Annotated in this window: 16 protein-coding genes; 9 read left to right on the top strand and 7 right to left on the bottom strand. The window is 67.9% G+C overall.

What is annotated here, in order from left to right:
- Positions 1 to 123: 123 nt before the first annotated feature.
- The 5 genes from aroC to MF607_RS07745 are packed head-to-tail and all read right to left on the bottom strand — an operon-like array spanning position 124 to position 4,432.
- Positions 124 to 1,191, bottom strand: a complete 1,068-nt coding sequence (gene aroC / locus MF607_RS07765) for a chorismate synthase (RefSeq protein ID WP_242117114.1) — start codon at positions 1,189 to 1,191, stop codon at positions 124 to 126.
- On the bottom strand, positions 1,188 to 1,703 hold the full coding sequence (locus MF607_RS07760; protein WP_242117110.1) for a GNAT family N-acetyltransferase: 516 nt from the start codon (positions 1,701 to 1,703) through the stop codon (positions 1,188 to 1,190). The genes aroC and MF607_RS07760 overlap by 4 nt, the downstream gene beginning before the upstream one ends.
- Before the next feature lie 3 nt (positions 1,704 to 1,706).
- Positions 1,707 to 2,510: an enoyl-ACP reductase FabI gene (gene fabI / locus MF607_RS07755; protein ID WP_347340867.1), complete on the bottom strand. Its 804-nt coding sequence runs from the start codon at positions 2,508 to 2,510 to the stop codon at positions 1,707 to 1,709.
- The gene (locus tag MF607_RS07750; protein ID WP_242117108.1) at positions 2,507 to 3,448 is read right to left on the bottom strand and encodes a YihY/virulence factor BrkB family protein; all 942 of its coding nucleotides are present in this window, start codon (positions 3,446 to 3,448) and stop codon (positions 2,507 to 2,509) included. Before MF607_RS07750 ends, fabI begins: the two co-directional genes overlap by 4 nt.
- Positions 3,449 to 3,478: 30 nt before the next feature.
- A complete protein-coding gene (locus tag MF607_RS07745; RefSeq protein ID WP_242117106.1) occupies positions 3,479 to 4,432 on the bottom strand; it encodes a DnaJ C-terminal domain-containing protein in 954 nt (317 codons plus the stop codon).
- Between the two features lie 157 nt (positions 4,433 to 4,589).
- Here MF607_RS07745 and MF607_RS07740 point away from each other — a divergent pair, with 157 nt between their 5' ends.
- From MF607_RS07740 to MF607_RS07730, 3 genes are all read left to right on the top strand, one after another.
- Positions 4,590 to 5,270 (top strand): DUF4197 domain-containing protein, encoded by a 681-nt coding sequence (locus MF607_RS07740; protein WP_242117105.1) that lies wholly within the window; start codon positions 4,590 to 4,592, stop codon positions 5,268 to 5,270.
- Between the two features lie 38 nt (positions 5,271 to 5,308).
- The gene (locus MF607_RS07735) at positions 5,309 to 6,808 is read left to right on the top strand and encodes a flavin-containing monooxygenase (RefSeq protein WP_242117104.1); all 1,500 of its coding nucleotides are present in this window, start codon (positions 5,309 to 5,311) and stop codon (positions 6,806 to 6,808) included.
- Between the two features lie 72 nt (positions 6,809 to 6,880).
- Entirely contained in the window at positions 6,881 to 7,309 is a 429-nt protein-coding gene (locus MF607_RS07730; RefSeq protein WP_242117103.1) for a hypothetical protein, read from the top strand.
- Here MF607_RS07730 and MF607_RS07725 read toward each other — a convergent pair.
- Positions 7,306 to 10,284 (bottom strand): ligand-binding sensor domain-containing protein, encoded by a 2,979-nt coding sequence (locus MF607_RS07725; RefSeq protein ID WP_242117102.1) that lies wholly within the window; start codon positions 10,282 to 10,284, stop codon positions 7,306 to 7,308. The genes MF607_RS07730 and MF607_RS07725 overlap by 4 nt on opposite strands.
- Positions 10,285 to 10,758: 474 nt before the next feature.
- Positions 10,759 to 13,794 (bottom strand): TonB-dependent receptor plug domain-containing protein, encoded by a 3,036-nt coding sequence (locus MF607_RS07720; protein WP_242117100.1) that lies wholly within the window; start codon positions 13,792 to 13,794, stop codon positions 10,759 to 10,761.
- Between the two features lie 378 nt (positions 13,795 to 14,172).
- Here MF607_RS07720 and MF607_RS07715 point away from each other — a divergent pair, with 378 nt between their 5' ends.
- The 6 genes from MF607_RS07715 (at position 14,173) to MF607_RS07690 (ending at position 22,472) form a co-directional block, all read left to right on the top strand.
- Entirely contained in the window at positions 14,173 to 16,482 is a 2,310-nt protein-coding gene (locus MF607_RS07715; protein ID WP_242117098.1) for a penicillin acylase family protein, read from the top strand.
- Positions 16,479 to 18,065 (top strand): N-acyl-D-amino-acid deacylase family protein, encoded by a 1,587-nt coding sequence (locus MF607_RS07710; protein ID WP_242117096.1) that lies wholly within the window; start codon positions 16,479 to 16,481, stop codon positions 18,063 to 18,065. Before MF607_RS07715 ends, MF607_RS07710 begins: the two co-directional genes overlap by 4 nt.
- 306 nt (positions 18,066 to 18,371) lie before the next feature.
- Positions 18,372 to 19,409 (top strand): N-acetyltransferase DgcN, encoded by a 1,038-nt coding sequence (dgcN, locus tag MF607_RS07705; RefSeq protein ID WP_242117093.1) that lies wholly within the window; start codon positions 18,372 to 18,374, stop codon positions 19,407 to 19,409.
- Positions 19,367 to 20,353 carry an N-acetyl-D-Glu racemase DgcA gene (gene dgcA, locus MF607_RS07700; protein ID WP_242117091.1) on the top strand — a complete coding sequence of 329 codons (987 nt, stop codon included), beginning with the start codon at positions 19,367 to 19,369 and terminating at the stop codon, positions 20,351 to 20,353. Before dgcN ends, dgcA begins: the two co-directional genes overlap by 43 nt.
- Entirely contained in the window at positions 20,353 to 21,591 is a 1,239-nt protein-coding gene (locus MF607_RS07695; protein WP_242117088.1) for a dicarboxylate/amino acid:cation symporter, read from the top strand. Before dgcA ends, MF607_RS07695 begins: the two co-directional genes overlap by 1 nt.
- Entirely contained in the window at positions 21,588 to 22,472 is an 885-nt protein-coding gene (locus tag MF607_RS07690; protein ID WP_242117087.1) for a LysR family transcriptional regulator, read from the top strand. The genes MF607_RS07695 and MF607_RS07690 overlap by 4 nt, the downstream gene beginning before the upstream one ends.
- Positions 22,473 to 22,773: the final 301 nt, after the last annotated feature.

Raw genomic sequence — 22,773 nt, 5'->3', positions numbered from 1 at the left:
GTCTCCTTGCATCAAGCAGGGGACTCAAGTCGCGAGCCGGCATAAGGGTCCGGGTGAATCGCTCAACCCATCGTAAAATCTGGTTATTTTCAGGGCAAGGCGTTTCGGCACGACGACCGGCGTTCAGCCGACCTGCCCACGGTGCCGCAATTTCTGATCGGCCAGCACCAGTGCGACCATCGCCTCGACCACCGGCACGCCGCGAATGCCGACGCACGGATCATGCCGCCCCTTGGTCGCGATCGTCGTCGCCTGTCCGTCGGGTCCGATCGTTTCCACCGGGATCAGGATCGAACTGGTCGGCTTGAAGGCGACGCGCAGCGTCACCGGCTGGCCGGTCGAAATACCGCCGGCAATACCCCCGGCATGGTTGGCGAGAAATTCAGGCGCGCCGGCGCCCGGCCGCATCGGGTCGGCATTCTGTTCACCCGACAGCGCCGCCGCCGCGAAGCCGTCCCCAATCTCGACACCCTTCACTGCGTTGATCGACATGGCCGCGCTCGCCAGTTCGGCGTCGAGCTTGGCATAGAGCGGCGCGCCCCATCCGGCCGGCACCCCTTCGGCGCGACAGGCGACGACCGCGCCCAGCGACGATCCGGCCTTGCGCGCGCCATCGACCAAAGCCTCCCACCGCGCCGCTGCCGCCGCATCGGGGCAGAAGAATGGGTTGCGGCCGATCTCCGCCGCATCGAACGCCGCCGGATCGATCGCATCGCCGCCGATCGATTCGGCCCATGCGGTGATCGTCACCTCCGGAATCACCAGCCGCGCCACCGCGCCCGCCGCGACCCGCGCCGCCGTCTCGCGCGCCGAGGACCGCCCGCCGCCGCGATAGTCGCGAAAACCGTATTTCGCGTCATAGGCATAGTCGGCATGACCGGGCCGATACGCCTTGGCGACCTCGGAATAGTCCTTCGACCGCTGGTCGACATTCTCGATCACCAGGCTGATCGGCGTGCCGGTCGTCCTGCCCTCGAACACCCCCGACAGGATGCGCACCGCATCCGGCTCGCGCCGCTGCGTGGTGAAGCGGCTCGTCCCCGGCCGGCGCGCGTCGAGAAACGGCTGAATGTCCGCCTCGCTGAGCGTCAGTCCCGGCGGACACCCGTCGACCACCGCGCCCAGCGCCGGGCCATGGCTTTCGCCCCAGGTCGTGAAGCGGAACAGGTGGCCGAAACTATTGTGGCTCATGCATCTTCCCCCAGCGCCGCAAAGGCGCGCGCATGGGTCGCCACGCCGGGGGTGTGCACACACGGCCCGTCGTTCAGGCGGATGCCCATGAAATTCTCCCCGGCATAGGGGCTGTCGAACCCCCGCGCCGTCGCAGCCTCGAACCCGAAGCGTTCATAATAGGCCGGATCGCCCAGCACGAACGCGAGTTCGACCCCGGCGCTGCGCAAATGGCTGATGGCGGCGGCGACCAGCGCCTCGCCGACGCCCTGCCCGCGTGCCGCCTTCGCCACCGCCAGCGGCGCGATCGCGACGCCTGCGACCTCGCGCGTATCGGCGGTCACCTGCATCCGGCTCGCGGCAATCATGCCGGTGACCATGCCGTCATCCTCGGCGACCAGCACCAGCACCAGATCGCCGTCGATCGCCAGTTGCTGGACCAGCCGCGCCTCTTCGTCGCGCGGGAAACAGGCGCGCAACAGGCTATCGACCGCCGGCGCGTCCGCACCGGTCGCCGCGCGGATGACGCTCATCGCTTAGGACAGCGCGATGTCGGGCGCGTCCTCGGCCTTCATGCCGATGACATTGTACCCGGCGTCGACATGGTGGATCTCGCCGGTCACGCCGCTCGCCAGATCGCTCAGCAGATACAGCCCCGCCCCGCCGACATCGTCGATCGTGACGTTACGGCGCAGCGGCGAGTTCAGCTCGTTCCACTTCAGAATGTAGCGGAAATCGCCGATGCCGCTGGCGGCCAGCGTCTTGATCGGCCCGGCCGAGATCGCATTCACCCGGATATTTTCCGGACCCATGTCCATCGCCAGATATTTGACCGACATGTCGAGCGCGGCCTTGGCAACGCCCATGACGTTGTAATGCGGCACGACCTTCTCCGACCCGTAATAGGTCAGCGTCAGCAGCGAACCGCCATTCGGCATCAGCGCCCGCGCGCGCTTGGCGACCGCGGTGAACGAATAGACGCTGATGTTCATCGTCATCAGGAAATTGTCGAGGCTGGTATCGTAATAATGCCCGCGCAGTTCGTTCTTGTCCGAAAAGCCGATGGCATGGACGACGAAATCGATCGTCGGCCACCGCGCGGCGATCGTGTCGAATGCCGTGTCGAGCGCACCCATGTCGGCGACGTCGCATTCGATCAGGAAGTCCGATCCGAGTTCGCCCGCCAGCGGACGGACGCGCCGTTCCAGCGCTTCTCCCTGATAGGTGAAGGCCAGTTCCGCACCCTGCGCCGCGAGCTGCTTGGCGATGCCCCAGGCCAGCGACCGATCATTGGCGAGGCCCATGATGACCCCGCGCTTGCCCTGCATCAAACCGTTCACGCGACTTTCCCTTTTTCGTCTGTTGGCACCCCCTCTAGACCGGGATCGGGCGTTTCCGCCAGCGCCGCGTTCAATTCGCCGCCGATCACCACGCCGAGGCCGACGATATAGAAGAAAAACAACGCGATCATCACCCCGGCAAGGCTGCCATAGGTTCGGTCATATCCGCCCAGCGCATCGATCGCCAGCGGCAGCAACTGCGTCGTGCCGATCCATACCGTCGCCGTCGCCACCGCGCCCGGCCATTTCGGACATTTCGACAGCCGATATTTCTTGGGCGCCAGCGAATAGAACAGGGTGTAGAGCGCGATGAACAGCGCCAGCGCCGGAAACAGCTTCGCGATCGACAGATAGGCGGCATAGGGCTGCAGGAACGGCAATACGCGGTAGATCAGCTGTTCGACACCGACCAGCACGACCTGAAGGCTGAACGCGATCATCAGCATCACCACCGACCCGACGATCAGCCCGATCGACCCGAGCCGATATTCCCAGAAGGGCCGCGAGAACGGAATGCCATAGGCCTGTCGCAGGATCGAGCGCACCGTTTCGATGAAACCGGTCGTCGTCCACAGCCCGACCAGCGCGCCCAGCCACAACAGCGACCCCGACCGCGCCTGCAACACGTCGAGGATCGGCTGTTCCAGCACCACCGCCACGTCGCGCGGCACGGTTTCGAGGAACGCGGTGACCGCGTGGATGCTGTCGCCGCTGCGCCCCACCGCGCGCGCGATCGCGGCGGCGACGATGAAGAAGGGGAACAGCGTCAGCAGCGAGAGATAGGCGAGGTTGCCGGCATGGGTGAAACCGTCGTTGAACGTCCCGATGGCGACGCGCTTGATGACCTCGATCGCCCGTGCCGACGGCCGCAGCCGCGACAGTGCGGGCCGGCCCCGGTGGCCGCGTACCTCGGGGCTTTCCGGGGACGGCTGGTTCATGAAACGGTCTCCGGTCGGGTCAGAACCGCGTCAAACGCCGAAGCGTGCCCGCGGGTCCGCCGTCCGCCCCGGCCAGTCCGCGACGAACGCCGCCAGCGCCGCATCGTCGGCGGGCAGATCGACCATCAGCGTGACCAGCTGATCGCCGCGCGTCCCGTCCTTGCGATGAAAGCCGCGCCCTTTCAGCCGCAGCGTCTTGCCCGATGTCGCGCCCCTCGGCACGCTCAGCATCACCGCGCCCTCGACGGTCGGCACGCGTACCTTGGCACCCAGTACCGCCTCGGCCAGATTGACCGGCAGGTCGATGCGGATATCGTCGCCATCACGGTTATAGAAACGGTGCGGCTCGACCTCGATCGTGACGATCGCGTCTCCCGGCCCGCCCGGCCCCGGATCGCCCTTCCCGCCCAGCCGCATCTGCGTGCCGGTATCGACGCCGACGGGCAGTTTCAGGTCGATCGTCTTGCCGTCGGCGAGGGTAATCCGCTGCGGGCTGAGCGTCGCCGCATCCTCGAACGGGACCTTCAGCTTATAGGCGACATTGCCGCCCTTTGGCTGTGGACGCCGGCCGAAACCGCTGGCGAAGCCGCCGCCGCCGGCATTGCTGCGCCCGCCGAACAGCCCCTCGAAGATATCCGAAAAGTCGCCGCCCTGCGCATCGCCACCCATGTCGAAACCGCCGCGACCGCCCGGTCCGGCCCGGAAACCACCGCCGAAGCCGCCGGCACCGCCGCTCCCGCCATAGCCGAACGGCGCGGCCGGATTGCCATCGCCATCGATCTCGCCCCGGTCGAAGCGCGCGCGCTTGTCCTTGTCGGTCAGCAGGTCATAGGCCTGCGTGACCTTGGAAAACCGGTCCGACGCGGCCTTGTCGTCCTTGTTACGGTCCGGGTGCAGCTCCTTGGCGAGCTTGCGATACGCTTTCTTGATGTCTGCCTCGGTGGCGCTGCGCGCCACACCCAGGGTTGCATAGGGATCAGCCATGGTCCGGTAGCTAGGGCCGGACGCGGCGCTCGGCAATGGGACAAACCCGCGAAACGGAAGCAAAACGATCCCCGGTTCAACGTCGGTTCACGCGTATCGCGGCACCGGAGGCGCCTGGCTGCGTTGGCAGCGCGATCTTCCCCAGGAGAACCGGTCCATGATCCATGCCCCGATGTCCCGTCGCCGCATCCTCGGCGCGACCGCCGCAATGCTTCCGATAGCGATTCTCGGCGGCTGCGCGACCCCGCTCGGCAGCTATGGCGTCGAGGAAGGCGTACGGCGGCTGCTGACCCTGTCGAGCCAGCGCGCGTTCGAGCGGCTGATCCGTCCCGGCGGCTTCTACGACGATCAGTTGACGCGGCTGACGCTGCCTGACACCGCCGGGCAGAACAATGTGCTGGCGGCGGTGCTGCGGACCAATGCGGTGCGTTCGCGCATCGCACTGGCGCTAAACGATATTGCGGTCGACGCCGCCGACCGGGCCACGCCGGTGGTGCTCGATTCGATCCGCGGGCTGACGCTGGCCGATGCGGTGGCGGTGCTGCGCGGCGGGCCGACCGCCGCCACCGACCTGCTGGCGCAATCGGCGCGCGGCGCGGTGATCGACGCGCTGTTCCCGACCTTCTCGAACGGGCTGCGCTCCGATACCGCCGAGATCCTGTCGGCGATCGTCGCGGCACAGACCGGCATCGATTACGGCGCGCTGGCCCGCAGTGCCGCCGATCAGGCGGGCAGCGCCATCTTCCGCGCGATCGGGCGCGAGGAAGCGGCGATCCGTGCCGATCCGCGCCGCACCGGCGATCCGGTGCTGACCGCGCTGCTGCTCGGCACGCGCTGACGCTTGGCAAGGGCGGCGGGCGGGCGGATAAGCGCGCGATGACCGCGCCTGCCTCCGCCCCGCCCGCACCCGATCTCGACGTCGTGATCGTCGGCGCCGGGCTGTCGGGCATCGACGCCGCCTATCATCTGCAGACGCGCTGCCCGGATCATAGCTACGCGATCTTCGAGGCGCGGGGTGCGATTGGCGGGACATGGGACCTGTTCCGCTATCCCGGCATCCGGTCGGATTCGGACATGCACACGCTGGGCTTTCCGTTCCGGCCGTGGCGCGAGCGCAAGACCATCGCCGCGGGCGGCGATATACGCGACTATATTGCGGAAACGGCGCGGATGTTCGGCATCGACCGGCAGATCCGCTTCCACCAGCGCATCGTCGCGGCGGACTGGTCGTCGGCGGACGCGCGCTGGACGCTGCGCTGCCGGAGCGAGGACGGCGAGTACATCGTCACCTGCCGCTTCCTGTTCATGGGATCGGGCTATTACGACTATGCCCGGGGCCATGCCCCGCACTTCGACGGGCAGGAGACGTTCGCCGGCCGCATCGTCCACCCGCAGCACTGGCCCGAGGACCTGAACGTCGCCGGCAAGCGGGTCGCGGTGATCGGCAGCGGGGCGACGGCGGTAACGCTGGTCCCCGCGCTCGCCGAACAGGGCGCGCAGGTGACGATGGTCCAGCGATCGCCCAGCTATATCGTCGCCCATCCGTCCGAGGACGCGCTGGCCGACCGGCTGTATCGCTGGCTGCCCGTCGCGGCGGCGGGGCGGCTGGCGCGGTGGAAGAATGTCGCGCTGGGGCTGGCGGCGTTCCAGTTCGCGCGGCGCTGGCCACGGCAGATGCGGGCGTTCATCCTGAAGGGTACGCGCGCCGCCCTTCCCGCTATGACGGACGTCGACCGGCATTTCACCCCGAGCTACGACCCGTGGGACCAGCGGCTGTGCCTGGTGCCCGATGCCGACCTGTTCCGGGTGCTGGACGACGGGTCGGCGACGATCGTCACCGATAGGATCCGGCGCTTCACCGAGGACGGCATTGAATTGGGATCGGGCGATCGGGTGGCGGCGGACGTGATCGTCACCGCCACGGGACTGAAACTGCACCTGATGGGCGGGGTCGCGATCACGGTCGACGGCGTCCCGTTCGCAGCGGCCAGGCATCTGGTCTATCGCGGCATGATGGTGTCGGGCGTGCCCAATCTGGTATTCGCCATGGGCTATACCAACGCGTCATGGACGCTGAAGATCGATCTGGTGTCGCGGCGGATGTGCCGGATGCTTGTTCATATGCGGCGGCAGGGCTACGACTATTGCGTTCCCGCCGCACCCGGGGCGGGGATCGAGCGGCGGCCGCTGCTCGACTTCAGTTCGGGCTATGTCCAGCGGGCCGAGGCGGGACTGCCGAGCCAGGGATCGCGCGCGCCGTGGCGGCTGCGGCAGAATTATTTCCTCGATTACATGGCGTTCCGGTTCGGGCGGCTGGCGGACGGGGTGTTGCGGTTTCGGAAGGTGACGAAGGTGCCACATAGCGCACCGTCCTGACCCTGTTATTTACTATTGCGAGTCATTTGCATTTCAGGCAGGATCAGTCAGTCGATGGATCGGAGACGGATCATGCACCCTGCCCCACTCCCTGCCGATAGCGGCGTTGCGCCCGGCCAGTCCGACCGCTCGCCGGTACGCTCCACGCTCATCACCACCGTCGCGCGATGCTGGCGGGTGGCGCGAGACGAAGGGGAGAATGCGCAGAAGTGCCTGTATGCATTGCTGCGTCCGGTCGGGCTCGGCGTATTGGCGCCGGTGTTCGACAGCCTGTTCAGCCTGTGCGAGAGCGCGCTGGGCCGACCGATCGCGACCGGGCTGCGCGGACCGGCTTCGGCGGACGAGCAACTGGTGCTGGGCATGCTCGACGGCAGCCGGCCGCGCCGCGACTGCCTGACCTGCGACGCGGGAAAGGCGTCCGCACTCGACTGTGCGATCTGTTCGACGCGGATCATGTTGACGCTGGCCGTCGACGACCAGCGGCGAATGGCGATCGGTTAGGCCCCGACCGGCACGTCCAGCCCGGCCACGTCGTGGTCGCCGGCCAGTTCGATCCGGTTCCGCCCTGCGCGTTTCGCCCGGTACATGGCGAGGTCGGCGCGATGCAGCACGGCGGCGGGCGGTTCGTCGCCGGTGGCGGCGGCGACCCCGGCGCTGAGCGTCACGCCGATTTCGGTGCCGTCAACTTCGATCACCGCGCGCGCCACCGCCTGCCGCAGCCGTTCGGTGATCGCACCCGCTTCGGCCGCGCCGCTGTCGGCGAACAGGATCGCCAGTTCCTCACCGCCATAGCGCGCGACGCAATCGACCGCGCGGACGCCGTCGGCGATGCGCGCGGCGACCGCCTGTATCACCTGGTCACCGGTATGATGGCCATAGCTGTCGTTGATGCGTTTGAAATGATCGATGTCGAGCATCGCCACGGCATAGCCGCGCCCGCTGCGCAGCGCCGTCGCACGCGCCGCCTCCAGCCGGGCCAGCAGCGTGCGACGGTTGGCGAGGCCGGTCAGCGGGTCGGTGCTGGCGAGTTGCGACAGCGTGACGTTGGCCGCGCGCAGTTCGCCGGTGCGCTGTTCGATCGTCCGTTCGAGCGCGCGGGTCCGCCGGCGCAGCACCATGGTGCGCAGCTGCACGATGCCGAACACCGCCGCCAGCACGACCAGCGCCATTGCGAGGCGCACATACCAGCGTTCATGCCATGCCCGCGCCACGACCATGTCGATCGCGGTCGTCACGACGCGCGGATGCACGCCGGGGATATGCGCCTGTAGCTCCAGTACATAATCGCCGCCGGGCAGGTTGGTGTAGATCGCGGTCGCCGGTACCGATTCGGGCAGGTCGACCCAGCCGGTATCGAACCCGGCGAGGCGGTAGCGATAGCGTATCTCCTGCGGCGCGGCGTAATCGGTCAGCGCGAAGGCGACGCGCAGCGCATGGCCATCGACGCGGATCACCCGCTGCCCCGCGAACAGGCTGAACGGCAGGGTGCGGCCATCCTGTTCGATATCGGTCGGAGCGAGCGTCAGCGATCCGGTCTGGCGGGCGGCGAGCATCCGGTCGGGGCGCAGCACCAGCAACCCGCCGGTCCCGCCGAACAGCAGGTCGCCATCGCGCGTCATCGCCGCAACGCGCTGATTATAGGCGTCGAACGGAAGGCCGTCGCGCTGGCTGACCACGCGTACCCCCCGCCCCTGCGGATCGAGGACCGAGATGCCGCTGGCCCCGGTCGTCCACACCTGTCCGCGTCGATCGGCGAGGACCGCCGCGACATTGTCGTTGGCCAGCCCCTCCGCCTCGGTGATCGCGCGAAAGTGCAGGCCATGCGCCGACGCGGTGCCGCGCGCGACGCCGCCATAGGTGCCGACCCACAGCGCGCCTGCCGACCGTACGATCGACCCGGTATAGTTTTGCGGCAGGCTGGTCGGGTCCGCCGGATCGTTGCGATAGACGGCAAAGCGCCCCGTCGCCGGATCGAACCGGCTGAGCCCGCCGGGCGTCGCAATCCATGGCCGTCCGTCGCCGAAATCGACGATGTTGATCACTTCGTTGTTGGCAATGGTCGTCGCGTCGCCATCGGCATGGCGATAATGGCGCAGCCGCCGGGTCCGCGCCTCCCAGGTGAACAGCCCCTTGTACGTGCCGATCAGCAGCAGGTCGCCCGACCGCGCCAGCGCGATCACCGGCAGGTCGTCGGGCAAGGGCACCGCGACGTTGCGTTCGGCGAACGTCACCGGATCGATCGCGACGATGCCGCGCGCGCCGACCAGCACCGTGCCGTCGGGCAGTTCGACGAACGCCTTAACATCCTGTCCGGCATGGCGACCGCTGAGCCGGAGATGCCGCATCGTGCCGGCCGCCCGGTCGATCCGGTCGATCATGCCGTTGCTGAGCCCGACCCAGATGCGGTCGCGGCTGTCGACCATCAGCCCGCGCACGTTGCGATCGCCCAGCGAGCGACGCGGATCGGGCATGGCGTTGGTGATGGTAAAGATCGAATCGAGCGTCGGATCGGTCTGCGACGCGCCGACATCGGTCGCCGCCCATAGCCGGCCGGTGCGGTCGATCGTCACGTCGCGCACCGTATCGCCGCCCAGCGAGGCATGGTTGGCGGGGATGTTCCGCATCGCATAGACCGCAAGGCCAGGGTCGGTGCGAATGCGCAGCACCCCCATGCCGTCGGTCGCGGCCCAGATCGTGCCGTCACCCTCCAGCGCGAAGGCGCGGATGGTACGGTGTCCGACCAGCGGCGCATCGCCCGCCAGCGCCTGCGGCTGGACGAAACGCCCGTCGCGAAGCTGGACGAATATGCCGTGCGACCCGGTGCCGATCCACAACCGACCCTGTCCACCACGCTGGATCGCCCAGACGTCGCCGATCGGCGGCGTGGCCACGCGCGAAAAAGCGCGGTCGTGCGGGCGGCGGACGAACAGCCCCTTGTCCCCGCCGGCATAGATGGTGCCGTCGGGGTCGCGATGGACGGTGAACGCCCCTTCGGCGAGATCGCTGCCCGGCGCGACCAGCGAAACGACGCGGTTGCGCCGGGCGTCGTAGCGGAACACGCCATGGTCCGATGCGATCAGCGCGCCATCCTGTCCATCGGAGGCGATGGCGAGGATGCGGGTGCCCATGCCGACTCCCGCCGCCCCCTGCAATGCGACGAACGCGTTCGATACCGGATCGAAGCGCACCGCACCGCCGACATTGGTACCGACCAGCATGCCGCCCTGCGGCAACGCGTGGAGCGCGCGGATATAATTGTCGGGCAGGCTGGTGTGGTCGCGCGATACCTGTCGGAACACCTTCAGCCGCTGGCCGTCATAGCGGGCGAGGCCGCCGCGCGTGCCGATCCACATCAGCGCGTCGCTGCCCTGCACGATCGCGGTCGTGGTGGCATGCGGCAGCCCGGACGTCGCGTCGAGCGTCAGGAACCGGGTCGTACGCCAGCCGTCCCAGCCATCCGTCCGACCGGCAGCCATCGCCGGCCGGGCGACCGATAGGACTGCAAGAAGCAGAAGACAGAGGAAAAATTGCCGCATCTGATTGCCTGCACGGCACTGTATGCGACGTTGCTTGCGACGTAATTAACGCCGCACGACCTTTTTTCGAAATTGCGATCGGTCGCGGGAACCAGTTCGCGTCGACCGCACCGCGCGCCCTGCGCCGTGCCCGACCCATACCGGCCCGATCGACGCTCGACGATCGCGCCTCGCTGACGAGGATAGCGCTGCGAACGTTCCGCTTCGTACCCCGGCGAAGGCCGGGGCCCAGTTGGGGGACGCCGGTAAGCTACAGAAAAGCCTTCCCAACTGGACCCCGGCCTTCGCCGGGGTACGGAAGTTTTTCAGGGAATCGGGCGTCTTCCGCAGAAGGATAGTGCAAGAGAGAAACAGACGAAACGTCGCGCAAGGTCGACCGGCCCCGATAGTTCGCGGCCGATGACGCCAGCTGCCTCAGCGCGTCTGCATGCGGATACCGATGCGGAAACGGCGGCCGAGCAGGTCCGAATAGGTCGGGTTCGCCGCCAGCCCCGTTTCCGGCAGCAGCAGCGGCCAGCGGTCGAACAGGTTCGTCACGTTGACGAAGAATTGCGCCTCCGCCCCCTCGAAGCGGACCTTCTGCGTCAGGTTGAGATCGGCATAGAAGGTGCCCGACACGCGGTTATTGTCATAGGTGAAGAAGTTGGCGTCGTTGGCCGGGCAGGCGGTCGAGCATTCGATGCCGTTGGCGGCATAGCGCCCCGCGCTGACGCCGCGACCGACCGCGGTGATCGAGAAGTCGGGCGTGTCATAGGCGGCACTGACGCGGTAGATCCATTTGGGCGTGCTGGACTGGCCGCCATTCACCCCGACCGAGTTCAGCACCACCGTGCCCGGCACGCCATTGTCGAGCAGATTGTCGATATAGCGCGTGGCGATGCCGCGGACGGTGATGTTGCCCGGCGCATTGGCGAACAGTTCGTCGAGACCGAGCCGGTAGGAGGCGTCGATATCGACCCCCTTCACCAGTTGGTTCGCGGCGTTGAACGGCTGGCTGCGGATCAGCAGATAGGGCTGAGCCGGGTTCTGGGTACGGACCGGATCGACCGAGATCGCATCGCAGAAGGATTGCTGGTCCTGCAGATAGCACAGGTCGGCGATCTGCTGCGCGCTGAAGGTCGTGATCGCCTGCTTCACGTCGATGCGGAAATAGTCGACCGACAGGTTGAAGCCGGGCAGGAAGCGTGGGGACACGACGACGCCGGCATTCCATGAATCGGCCTTTTCGGGGCCGAGCGCGCGGTTGCCGGTGACGAAGCCCGAATAGCTGAAGCTCGCCGGACCATTGGCGCCATCGGCGGTGTAGATCGGGTTGCGGATCGCGTCGCTATTGGCCGATCCGCCCTGGAACAGGTCGTTCAGATTGGGCGCGCGAATGTCGCGCGAGCGGGTGGCGCGGAAACGGATGTCGTCGATCGGCTGCCATGTCGCGCCCGCCTTCCACGTCGTGACATAGCCGGCGGTCGAATAGCGCGTGGCGCGGGCGGCACCGTTGAATTCGAGGCCGAAGCCGAGCGGGACCACCGTCTCGACATAGGCTTCCTTCACGTCATATTCGCCGTTGGTCGGCAGGTAGTTGCCGACCGACCAGAGGTTCGACGTGATCGGGCGGCCATTGGCGTCGGTCGAAGAAACCGGCTGGAACTCGGTCGGGACGAAGCCGCGGATCTTCTCCTTGCGATATTCCGCGCCCAGCGCGACGCTGACATCGCCCGCCCAGGTCGCGAACGGCGTGACCGAGACGTTGAAGGCGGCGTTATACTGCTCGATCAGTTCGTCGCGATACGGATTGCCGAGCACATAGGCAAAGGCGGCCGGGTTCGCGACGCCGACGCCCAGTCGGTTCAAGGGCACGCAGGCCGGGTCGTTGTTGTTCGGATTGCTGTCGACGTTGATGAGGCACTGGATCGATCCCGCGGCATAGCCGGCGGCATTGCCCGCGGGGGCGAAGACGGCGGCGGTCGCATTGTTCATCGCCGCGTTGTTCATGATGTTGCGCAGGTGCGAATGCTGGTCGGTGCGGCCATACTGGCCATAGATGTTCCACGTCGCACGCTTGCCGAACAACTCGGTCGAACCTTCCGCGCCGACCGCGTAGCGCTGCACCTCGCGCTCGTTGTCGACCGCGCGGAACGGCAGGTCGGCGGCGGTCGTCGCCAGCGTGACGCCGGTGATGCCGGTCAACGCCGCGCGGCCGAGCGTATTGTACAGGAACGCGTTGCAGGTCAGCGGTGCTGCCGCCGCCGTTGCCGCCGTGCCGCAACCGGTGGCGTTGAGCGCGACACCGGTCGACAGGTTGGGGCCGGCGTTGAAGAAGATCTTCTGCCGGTTATACGCTCCTTCGGCGAACAGCTCGACGCCGTCGGCGACCTCGTAGCTCAGCCGCCCGAACACGCCGTGGCGATCGTCGCGCGGGTCGAGGCCGATGCGGCGGCCCGAATCATTGACCTGCCACGATCCCCCTTGCGTCAGCGTCGGCGGCGCGCTGCCGGTCGGCGACGGGAAGGTCAGCGCGCCATACTGATATTGCAGCACCTGCCCGCCATTGCCGAAATAGGTGCCACGCAGCCGGTTGGCGGTGCCGCCCGCCGACGCGGTGATGAGGCCGCCCGGCGTCGAGTTGGCCGCCCCCACCTGCCGCCGGATCAGGTAGCGCGGCGTCGTGCTGCTGGTGGTCCAGTTCGGGTCCTGGATGCGGACATAGCCGGTCGCGTTCCAGTCGCGATCAACCTGGAAGATGCCGTCGCGGTGCGCGACCTCGCCGCTGAGCAGCAAATGCCCGCGCCCGCCGGCGAAGGACAGCCCGCCCGCGACGCTCATCGAATAATTGCCGCCGTCGCCCTTGTCGGTCACGCCGCTGTCGATCGCGACCTTCAGCCCGGTATATTGCTTGTCGAGGACATAGTTGACGACGCCCGCGACCGCGTCCGACCCATAGGCCGACGATGCGCCGCCGGTTACCACCTCGACGCTCTTCACCAGCGCCTGCGGAATGGTGTTGACGTCGACAAGGCCGGTGACGGTCGAGGCGACCGAGCGGCGCCCGTCGAGCAGGACCAGCGTGCGTTCCGACCCCAGGTTGCGCAGGTTCATCGTGTTGATGCCCGCCTGCCCGCTCGACAGGTTCAGCCGCGAATTGGCCGGGGTGAAGCCGCCGGCGAGCGCGGGCAGCTGGTTCACGAAATCGGCGATGTTGTTCGACGGCGACGAATTCTGGATATCCTCGGTCGTCAGCACGGTCAGCGGCGTCGGCGACTGGAACCCGTCGCGGACGATGCGGCTGCCGGTGACGAGGATCTCGCCCGTATCGGCGGTCGGCTCGCTCTGGGCCGTCGGCGCTACGGGCGTGGGCTCCTGCGCGAAGACGGGGGTGGCGACGCAGAGGGCGGCAAGGCTGGTGGCGCGGGCCAGTGCGGGCAGATACCGCCGGAAATGCAAGGATGTCGTCATGTTAGCCCCCTTAAGCCCCCGTTCGGGCCGATCGATTGACGTTGCGCTTTCCTGCGGCGGCCGTCGATCCGGTCGTTCAGACGCCGGTCGTATCGGATAGGGGAAGCTGCCGGTCGTCGGGGATGCACGTCAAGCGACACGTGATGCTATCGCTTCGGCAAGGCATAGACGGATGTTATGGTTTCGTGACGGTGCAGGGGGGAGCGGACGCACCAGACACCTTTCCCTGCGAGAAGAGGGGCGTATGCCGACAGGGGCGCGCCCATAAACTTGCCCTATGGACCGGACAGTGGTTGTCATACCCCCTGCCCGCGGCGCTACCATAGGATCGGGCCGTCGCCGTCGGACGAGGACGGCACCACGCAAAGGACGCCGCCGATGATGCACCGCCGAGCCTTTCTGACCGGATCGGCCGCCGCGCTGGCGCTGACGCCGTTCGCGCTGGAGGCACGTGCCTTTGCCCCGCGCGGCGAAACGCTCATCGCGCCGGTCGAGATCATCGACGACGTGCACGGCGTGCCGCATGTCCGCGCAGCGTCGATCCCCGACGCCTTCTACGGACAGGGATATGTCGTCGCGCGCGACCGGTTGTTCCAGATCGACCTCGCCCATCGCCGCGAGCTGGGCCGGCTGGCCGAGGCCTATGGCGAGGAATTCGCGAAGCACGACGCGACGGCGCGGCTGTTCCATTATCGCGGCGACCTGAACGCCGAACTGCGCCGCGTGCCCGCCGACGTGCTCGCCTGCGCCCGCGCCTATATCGCCGGGATCAACGCGCGCATCGACGAAGTGCTGGCCGATCCAGCCTTGTTGCCGCAGGAATATGCGATCCTCGGCGTCCAGCCGATCAAATGGGCGATCGAGGACATGGTGCTGGCTCGCGGCAGTTCGATCGGCAATGCCGATGACGAGATCCGCCGCGCGCAACTGGCCGCGATCGGAATGCTGGAACTGGACGAGATCGTCGCCCCGCTGCGTCCGAAGTGGCAGATGACGGTGCCCGTCGGGCTGGATGTGAACGCGGTATCGCCCGCCGATCTGGGCGTGTTGCGGCAGGGCGGCCTGCCCTTCGGCCCCGATACGCCGGTCCGTGATCCCGCCGAAGGGCCGGCCGAGCGCGCCAATGCCGGCAGCAATGCATGGACCGTCGCGGGCGACCGCACCACGACCGGGCGACCGATCCTTGCCAACGACCCGCATCTAGGCATCGGTGGCTTCGGACCGCGCCATGTCGTGCATCTGAGCGCGCCGGGGCTGGACGTGATCGGCGGCGGCGCGCCGGGGTTGCCGGGCATCATGCAGGGCCATACCGATCGCTTCGCGTTCGGGCGGACCAATTTCCATATCGACCAGCAGGACCTGTTCATCCTCGAACTCGATCCCGCCGATCCCGAACGCTACCGCCATGACGGAGGGTGGAAGCGGTTCAAGCGGGTCGAGGTGGCGATCCCGGTCAAAGGCAGCGCGCCCTATGTCGCGACGCTACGCTATGCGGTGCAGGGGCCGGTGGTGATGCACGATCCGACCAAGCGGCGCGCGAGCGTGCTGGCGTCGATCGCGATGCAGCCGGGCGGTGGCGGATCGTTCGCGATGATCGCGATCAACCTCGCACGCGACTGGGCATCGCTGCGCAAGGCGTTCCGCCTGCACCCCTCGCCCACCAATTTCCATTATGCCGATATCGACGGCAATACCGGGTGGCAGGTGATCGGCTTCGCGCCGGTGCGCAAACAGGGCGACGGGTTGCTGCCGGTGCCGGGCGACGGGCGGTTCGACTGGACCGGCATGCGCGATTTCACCGCGCTGCCCAATGAATACAACTCGAAAAAGGGCTGGTTCGCCTCTGCCAATCAGAACAACCTGCCCGCCGACTGGCCGCGCGACCGCATCCCGGCCTTCTCGTTCCGGGCGCCCTATCGCTACGAACGGATCGCCGACGTGCTGGCGTCGCAGCCGAAGCACGGCATCGCCGACAGCGTGGCGTTGCAGTTCGACACGGTCTCGACCCCGGCGCGGCAGTTGCAGGCGCTGCTGCCTGCCGCCCCCTCGCCCGCCGCCGACATGCTGCGCCGCTGGGACGGGCAGCTCGCGGCCGATAGCGGCCCGGCGGCGCTGTTCGAAATCCTGTGGCGCGACCTGTCGCAGCGGATGCTGGCGGCGATCGTGCCGGCAAAGGCCAAGGCGCTGGTGACCGAGATCGATCCCTCGGTCCTGCTGGGGCGGCTGCCGCAACACCCCGTCATCCTGCGCGATGCCCTATCCTCCTCATGGGAAACGGCCCAGACCCTGCTCGGACGCGATCCGACGACATGGCGCTGGGGGCGGCTGCATCAGGTGCGGATCGCGCATCCGCTCTCCCGCATCCCCGCCATCGCCGCCGCCTTTCCCCCGATCGAGGGTGGTGGGTCGGGCGGCGACAGCTTCACCGTCATGGCGCGCTGGCTGGGCGACGGTCCCGGCTGGCGCGTCGGCGGCGGGGCGAGCTATATGCAGGTCATCGATGTCGGCGCGTGGGACAATTCGCTGTTTCTGAACCTGCCCGGCCAGTCGAACGATCCGCGATCGCCCTATTATCGCGACCAATATGCGCCATGGATCGAGGGGCGGATGCTGCCGATGCTGTTCAGTCGCGCGGCGATCGATGGCAAGGTCGCGCGCCGGACGATGTTGAAGGGGAAGCGCCGATGACCCGCCTACCACTGATCGCCCTGTGCGCGCTGCTGATCGGGGCGGCGCCCGCTGCCGATATCGTGATCCGTGGCGGTACCATCTACGACGGCAGGGGCGGCAAGCCGATCACCGGCGATGTCGAGATCAAGGGCGACCGCATCGTCTATGTCGGGCGGTCGCGGGGCACGCGGGCGGCGCAGATCGTCGATGCGCGGGGGCAGGTCGTGGCACCCGGCTTCATCGACGCGCATACCCATCCCGACAGCTATATCCGATCGCCCGACGCGACCGCGCGGCTCAACCTGCCATGGCTGGCGCAGGGGGTGTCGACGATCGTCATCGGCGTCGACGGATATGGCACGCCCGACGTCGCCGAGGACGCCGTCGCGCTGACCAAGGCGGGGATCGGCACCAATGTCGCGCCGTTCATCGGCTTCGGCGCGGTGCGCGGGCGGGTGCTGGGACAGGACGACCGCGCCCCCTCGCCCGCCGAACTCGCCAAGGAGAAAGCCTTGGTGGCCAAGGGCATGTGCGCGGGTGCCTATGGCCTGTCGACAGGGCTGTTCTACGCGCCGCAGAGTTTCGCCAGGACCGACGAGGTGGTCGCGGTCGCGCGCGAGGCGGCGGTGCGCGGCGGCATGTACGACACCCACCAGCGCGACGAATCCAACTATACGATCGGCCTGCTGAACTCCACGAAAGAGGCGATCGAGATCGGGCGACAGGCGGGGATGCCGGTCCATTTCGCGCATCTGAAGGCGCTGGGCGTCGACGTGCAGGGCAAGGCGCCCGAGCTGATCGCGGTGATCGAAGCGGCGCGGAAAGCCGGGCAGAACGTCACCGCCGACCAATATCCGTGGCTGGCATCGGGATCGAGCGTCGATGCCTCTTTGGTCCCCCGCTGGGCCAATGACGGCGGCTACCCAAGGCTGATCGCGCGGTTCGACGACCCGGCGACGCTGGCTAGGATCAAGGTCGAGATGGCGGAGAACCTCCGCCGCCGCGGCGGCAAGGAATCGCTGCTGCTGACCAGCGCGAACATGCCCTGGACCGGCAAGACATTGGGGCAGATGGCGGATCAATGGGGAGTCAATCCGATCGACGCCGCGATCCGCATCCTGCGCGTGGCCGATGCGACGGGCAAGGAACCGGCGGGCGTCGCGGTCGCCAGCTTCAACATGATCGACGCCGATGTCGACCGGATCATGCTCCAGCCCTGGGTCGTGACCAGTTCGGACGGATCCAACGGCCATCCGCGCCAGTACGCGACCTTCCCCCGCAAATATCAGGTCTATGTGCGCGAGCGGAAGGTGCTGACGATCGGCCAGTTCATTCGCCAGTCGACCGGCGCGACCGCCGACATGTACCGTATGGCGGAGCGCGGCTATCTGAAGCCCGGTCGCTATGCCGATGTCGTGGTGTTCGATCCCGTCGGCTATGCGCCGAAAGCCGATTATGTGAACCCGCGGGTGCCGAGCGTCGGAGTCAAGGCGCTGTTCGTGAACGGGAAACTGGCGTTGCGCGACGGTGCGACCACCGGCGCCGCGCCGGGGCGGGTGTTGTTGCGGCCGGTGCCGAAACAATGTCCGGCGACCAGCTAAGATTCCTCGTCAACCCGGACGGGAGCGAGACCTGCGCGAGTCGATAAATCGCTTCAAAACGCCCGTACCCCGGCGGAGGCCGGGGTCCAGTTGGAAAGGCTTTTCCGTACCTTACCGACGTCCCCCAACTGGGCCCCGGCCTTCGCCGGGGTACGGCAGGAACGTTCGCAACGGTCTCGATCAAGCGCCTGGCGACGACCTCCCTACCACAGCATAACCCCCATCTATAGGTCGGCGTTTTCGCACGATACGGCGACCCGCCCGCCCCCGCCTTATCCCATCGTCCCGACAGCCAGCAGGTGCGCGATGATCCCCGGTCCCTTCCTCCTCTATCTCGGCCATTCCGACGACGCGGTCGGTATCAAGACGTCGCGCGGCGTCGCGGCGTTCCGGCCGGACGATTGCGTCGGCGAATGGCGGCATGACGATTGTCCGCTGACGCTGGGCCTGCCGCGCATGGATGCGGGTGAGGGGCGCGCGGCGGGGGCGAATACGCTGATCCTCGGCATCGCCAATGCCGGCGGGCGGATGGGCGACGCGCTGGTGCAGGATGCGCTGGCGGCAATCGCCACCGGCATGCACGTCGCCTCGGGTCTGCACCAGCGGTTGCGCGACGTGCCAGAGATCGTCGACGCCGCGCGACAGGCCGGCGTGCAGTTGTTCGACGTGCGCGATCCACCCGCCAACCTGCCGGTCGGCAATGGCAAGCGCCGCGCGGGCAACCGGCTGCTGACCGTCGGCACCGATTGTTCGGTCGGCAAGATGTACACGACGCTGGCGCTCCAGCGCACCATGGCCGCGCGCGGGATCAAGGCCGATTTCCGCGCGACCGGACAGACAGGCATATTGATCGCCGGGTCGGGCGTACCGGTCGATGCGGTGGTCGCCGACTTCATTTCGGGCGCGATCGAGACGATCACCCCCGCGCGCGACGATGATGGCTGGGACCTGATCGAGGGGCAGGGTTCGCTGTTCCACCCCTCCTTCGCCGGGGTGTCGACCGGGCTGCTCCACGGCGCCCAGCCCCGCGCGATCGTGCTGTGCCACGACCCGGCGCGCGAACATATGCGCGGCCTGCCGCATTATGCGGTGCCGGGCATCGCCGAATGCCTTGCCGCCAACCTGTCGGTCGCGCGGCTGACCAGCCCCGACGTACAGGCGGTCGGCATCGCGCTCAACACGGTCAAGCTTGGCGAGGAGGAGGCTCGCCGCCTGTGCGCCGACACCGGTGACGCGCATGGCCTGCCCTGCACCGACCCCTATCGCTTCGGCGCGGACCCGATCATCGACTGGATGCAGACATGCTTCGACATCTCGACGTCGCCCATGACCGTTTCGGCCTGAGCACCCCGTTCCGCATCTCGCGGGGGGTCAAGACGGCGGCCGATGTCGTCACGGTGACGATCGCGCAGGGGGCGGTGACCGGGCGGGGCGAGGCGGTGCCCTATCCCCGCTATGGCGAGACGATCGAGGAGACGATCGCGGCGATCCGCGCGATCGCGCCGGCGATCGCCGCCGGATTGACCCGCGCCGAGCTTGCCGGCCTGCTCCCCGCCGGCGCGGCGCGCAACGCGGTCGACTGCGCGCTGTGGGATCTGGAGGCGCGGCTTGCCGGAACCAGCGTCGCTGCGCTGGCGGGTCTCCCCGAACCGGTCGCGCTGCCCTCCGCGATCACCATCGGCCTCGACACGCCCGACGCCATGGCCGGCGCCGCGGCAAGGCATGCGCAGGTGCCGCTGCTCAAGATCAAGGTCGACCGCAGCGATCCCGCCGCGCAGATCGCCGCCGTCCGCGCCGCCGCGCCCGCCCCCCGGCTGATCGTCGATCCCAATGAAAGCTGGACGATCGACACGCTCGAAGTGCTGAAGCCGCATCTGGCCGAATGGCGCATCGACCTGCTCGAACAACCGCTGCCGGCGGGCGAGGACGAGGCGCTGGCGGGGTTCGACAGCCCGGTGCCGGTGTGCGCCGACGAAGCGCTCCACACCGCCGCCGATCTCGACGCGCTCGCCGGTCGATACGCGGTGGTCAACATCAAGCTCGACAAGACCGGCGGCTTGACCGAAGCCCTGACCCTCGCGAACACGGCGCGGGCAAAGGGGTTTGGGTTGATGGTCGGGTGCATGGTGTGTTCGTCGCTGGGGATCGCGCCGGCGATGCTGCTGGGGGGACAGGCCGCGTTCGTCGATCTCGACGGACCGTTGTGGCTCGGCGAAGACCGCCCCGGAGGCGTGACCGACCGGGACGGCATGTTGTCGCCGCCCGCCCCCGGCTTCTGGGGCAGCTGATGCGCGGCTGGTTCGCGATCCCGCTGTGGCAGCGCGTCGTCGGCGCCCTCCTGCTCGGCATCGCGATCGGGCTGTTGTGGCCGGCGGGCGCGGCGGCGATCAAGATTATCGGCGACCTGTTCGTGCGGCTCATCAAGATGCTGGTGGTGCCGGTGGTGCTCATCACCATCGCCGCGGGCATCGCGTCGCTCGGTGATTCGCGCCGGCTGGGCGGCATCGGCGGGCGGACCGTGGCGCTGTTCGCCTTCACGACGTTGATCGCCGTGTCGATCGGCATGGGCTTCGGCCTGTTGCTGCAACCGGGCAGCGGCATCGTGCTGGCGGGGGTCGCGCCGCATGTGCTGGGACCGGCGGTGACGCCTGCCGACCAGTTGCTCGGCATCGTGCCGGTCAACATTATCGATGCGCTGGCCAAGGGCGACATGCTCGCCATCATCTTCGTCGCGGTGCTGCTCGGCATCGCCAGCGTCGTATCGGGCGACGCGGGCAAACCGGTCGTAGCGCTGTTGCAGGGGCTGGCGGCCGTCCTGCTCCACCTCGTCCGCATCGTGATGGAGGTCACGCCGTTTGGGGTGCTCGCGCTGATCGCCAATGCGGTGGCGGGCAGCGGCATGGCGGTGTTCGTCCATGTCGGCTGGCTGGCGCTGTGCGTGATCCTCGCCTCGCTTACGCAGATGGCGTTTCATGCCGGGCTGCTGCGCTTCGTCGCGCGGCTGCCGGTGGCGCGCTTCTTCCGCGGGATCGTCGATGCGCTGATCGTCGCCTTCTCGACCGCCTCCTCCTCCGCCACCCTGCCGGTCGCGCTGCGCGTGGCGCAGGACAATTTGGGCATCGCCCGTCCGATCGCCTCGACCGTGCTGCCGCTGGGTGCCAGCATCGGCAAGGACGGGACGGCGATGTATGTCGGGCTGCTCGGCCAGTTCGCGTTGCAGGCGCTGGGCATCGTCCCCGACGCATGGATGCTCTGCGTCATGTTGCTAACCGGTGCGTTCGCCGCGTTCGGCACCGCGCCGGTCCCCTCCGCCTCGTTGTTCATGCTGGCGGCGATGCTCGGCGCGGTCGGGGTCGGTGCCGAACAGACGGCGCTGGTCGTCGGGCTGGTGCTGCCGTTCGACCGGCTGCTCGACATGACGCGCACCGTCCCCTCGGCCAGCGCCAACCTGACCGTCGCGACGCTGGTCGCGCGGGCCGAACATGGGCTGGACGAGGCGCGCTATCGCGGCCACACACGCTCATGAATTTGCGCCATATTGAAATCTTCCACGCGGTCTATGTCAACGGATCGGTCAGTGCCGCCGCCCGCGCGCTCAACATCTCGCAGCCTTCGGTCTCAAAGACGCTGCGCCATGCCGAGACGCTGCTCGGCTTCGAACTGTTCCAGCGCACCAACAGCCGCCTCGTCCCCACCGAGGACGCCCATGCCCTGTTCGGCGACGTGGCCGATATTCAGGAACGGGTGCGGGCGCTGCGCGAGGCGGGCCGCAACCTGCGCACCGGCGGCGGCGCGACGCTGCGCATCTCGGCACTGCCGAGCCTCGCGCTCGGCGCGCTGCCGACCGCCGCCGCGCGCTTCATGGCGCGCCGGCCGGAGGTGCGCTTCGATCTCCAGACCGTCCATCACGACGACCTGCTGCGTAAGTTATACGAACGCGAGACGGACATCGCCATCGCCGCCGAAGTCCCACGCGGCGCACCGCTCGGCAAGGTCTGGCTCGGCGAGGGCGAACTGGTCGTGCTCTACCGCGAAACCGACCTGCCCGACGCCCCGCCGCGCATCGAACTGCCGATGCTGGTCGGGCGACCGTTCATCACGCTCGCCGCCAGCGGCCCGATCGGCCAGTTGTTCGCGCAGGAGCTCGACCGGCTGGGGCTCGAACTCAACGACATCGCCTCGGCCCGCACCTTCTACATCGCCGCCGCGCTGGTCCGCACGGGCATGGGGTTCAGCGTCGTCGACAATTTCACCGCCGAAGCCTCGCTCGCCGAGGGGCTGGCGATGCGCCCGCTCAAACCCTCGCTGACCTTCGACGTCCACGCCATGCACCTGCTCGACCGCCCGCCCAGCGCCCTCGCCAGCGAGTTTCTCGGCGTGTTGCGCGAAGTGATCGAGGGGCCGTGACGGGCAACTATCATTCATTTTCGGACGGTTTGCGATTTCCCTCAAACCGTTCGTGCTGAGTAGGGGCTGAGCGAAGTCGAGGAGGATCAGGTGAACCATGCCCCGCATGGTTCAGGATCGTCCGGGGGACGATCCGGGCTGATCCTTATCGAAGCACTCGCCACCGTCCTTCGATACGCCGCTTCGACAAGCTCAGCGGCTACTCAGGACGAACGGTCGTGCTGTCGGGGATAAACAGAAAATGTCCGGCCCGACCGGTCTGTTTTCCTACATCGCATCGCTTCACTATGCTGCCGGCGTT

Origin of the sequence: Sphingomonas lacusdianchii (genome assembly GCF_022664395.1) — a bacterium.
GTDB classification, from domain to species: domain Bacteria; phylum Pseudomonadota; class Alphaproteobacteria; order Sphingomonadales; family Sphingomonadaceae; genus Sphingomonas; species Sphingomonas lacusdianchii.
The sequence above is the reverse complement of the archived record's forward strand: the minus strand, read 5'-3'. Positions and strand labels throughout refer to the sequence as shown.

What these genes read in the sequence shown, in the direction of transcription:
- aroC (WP_242117114.1), bottom strand. Translation starts at nt 1,191, where the DNA reads ATGAGCCACAATAGTTTCGGCCACCTGTTCCGCTTCACGACCTGGGGC.
- MF607_RS07760 (WP_242117110.1), bottom strand. Translation starts at nt 1,703, where the DNA reads ATGAGCGTCATCCGCGCGGCGACCGGTGCGGACGCGCCGGCGGTCGAT.
- MF607_RS07750 (WP_242117108.1), bottom strand. Translation starts at nt 3,448, where the DNA reads ATGAACCAGCCGTCCCCGGAAAGCCCCGAGGTACGCGGCCACCGGGGC.
- MF607_RS07745 (WP_242117106.1), bottom strand. Translation starts at nt 4,432, where the DNA reads ATGGCTGATCCCTATGCAACCCTGGGTGTGGCGCGCAGCGCCACCGAG.
- MF607_RS07740 (WP_242117105.1), top strand. Translation starts at nt 4,590, where the DNA reads ATGATCCATGCCCCGATGTCCCGTCGCCGCATCCTCGGCGCGACCGCC.
- MF607_RS07735 (WP_242117104.1), top strand. Translation starts at nt 5,309, where the DNA reads ATGACCGCGCCTGCCTCCGCCCCGCCCGCACCCGATCTCGACGTCGTG.
- MF607_RS07730 (WP_242117103.1), top strand. Translation starts at nt 6,881, where the DNA reads ATGCACCCTGCCCCACTCCCTGCCGATAGCGGCGTTGCGCCCGGCCAG.
- MF607_RS07725 (WP_242117102.1), bottom strand. Translation starts at nt 10,284, where the DNA reads ATGGCTGCCGGTCGGACGGATGGCTGGGACGGCTGGCGTACGACCCGG.
- MF607_RS07720 (WP_242117100.1), bottom strand. Translation starts at nt 13,794, where the DNA reads ATGACGACATCCTTGCATTTCCGGCGGTATCTGCCCGCACTGGCCCGC.
- MF607_RS07715 (WP_242117098.1), top strand. Translation starts at nt 14,173, where the DNA reads ATGATGCACCGCCGAGCCTTTCTGACCGGATCGGCCGCCGCGCTGGCG.
- MF607_RS07710 (WP_242117096.1), top strand. Translation starts at nt 16,479, where the DNA reads ATGACCCGCCTACCACTGATCGCCCTGTGCGCGCTGCTGATCGGGGCG.
- dgcN (WP_242117093.1), top strand. Translation starts at nt 18,372, where the DNA reads ATGATCCCCGGTCCCTTCCTCCTCTATCTCGGCCATTCCGACGACGCG.
- dgcA (WP_242117091.1), top strand. Translation starts at nt 19,367, where the DNA reads ATGCTTCGACATCTCGACGTCGCCCATGACCGTTTCGGCCTGAGCACC.
- MF607_RS07695 (WP_242117088.1), top strand. Translation starts at nt 20,353, where the DNA reads ATGCGCGGCTGGTTCGCGATCCCGCTGTGGCAGCGCGTCGTCGGCGCC.
- MF607_RS07690 (WP_242117087.1), top strand. Translation starts at nt 21,588, where the DNA reads ATGAATTTGCGCCATATTGAAATCTTCCACGCGGTCTATGTCAACGGA.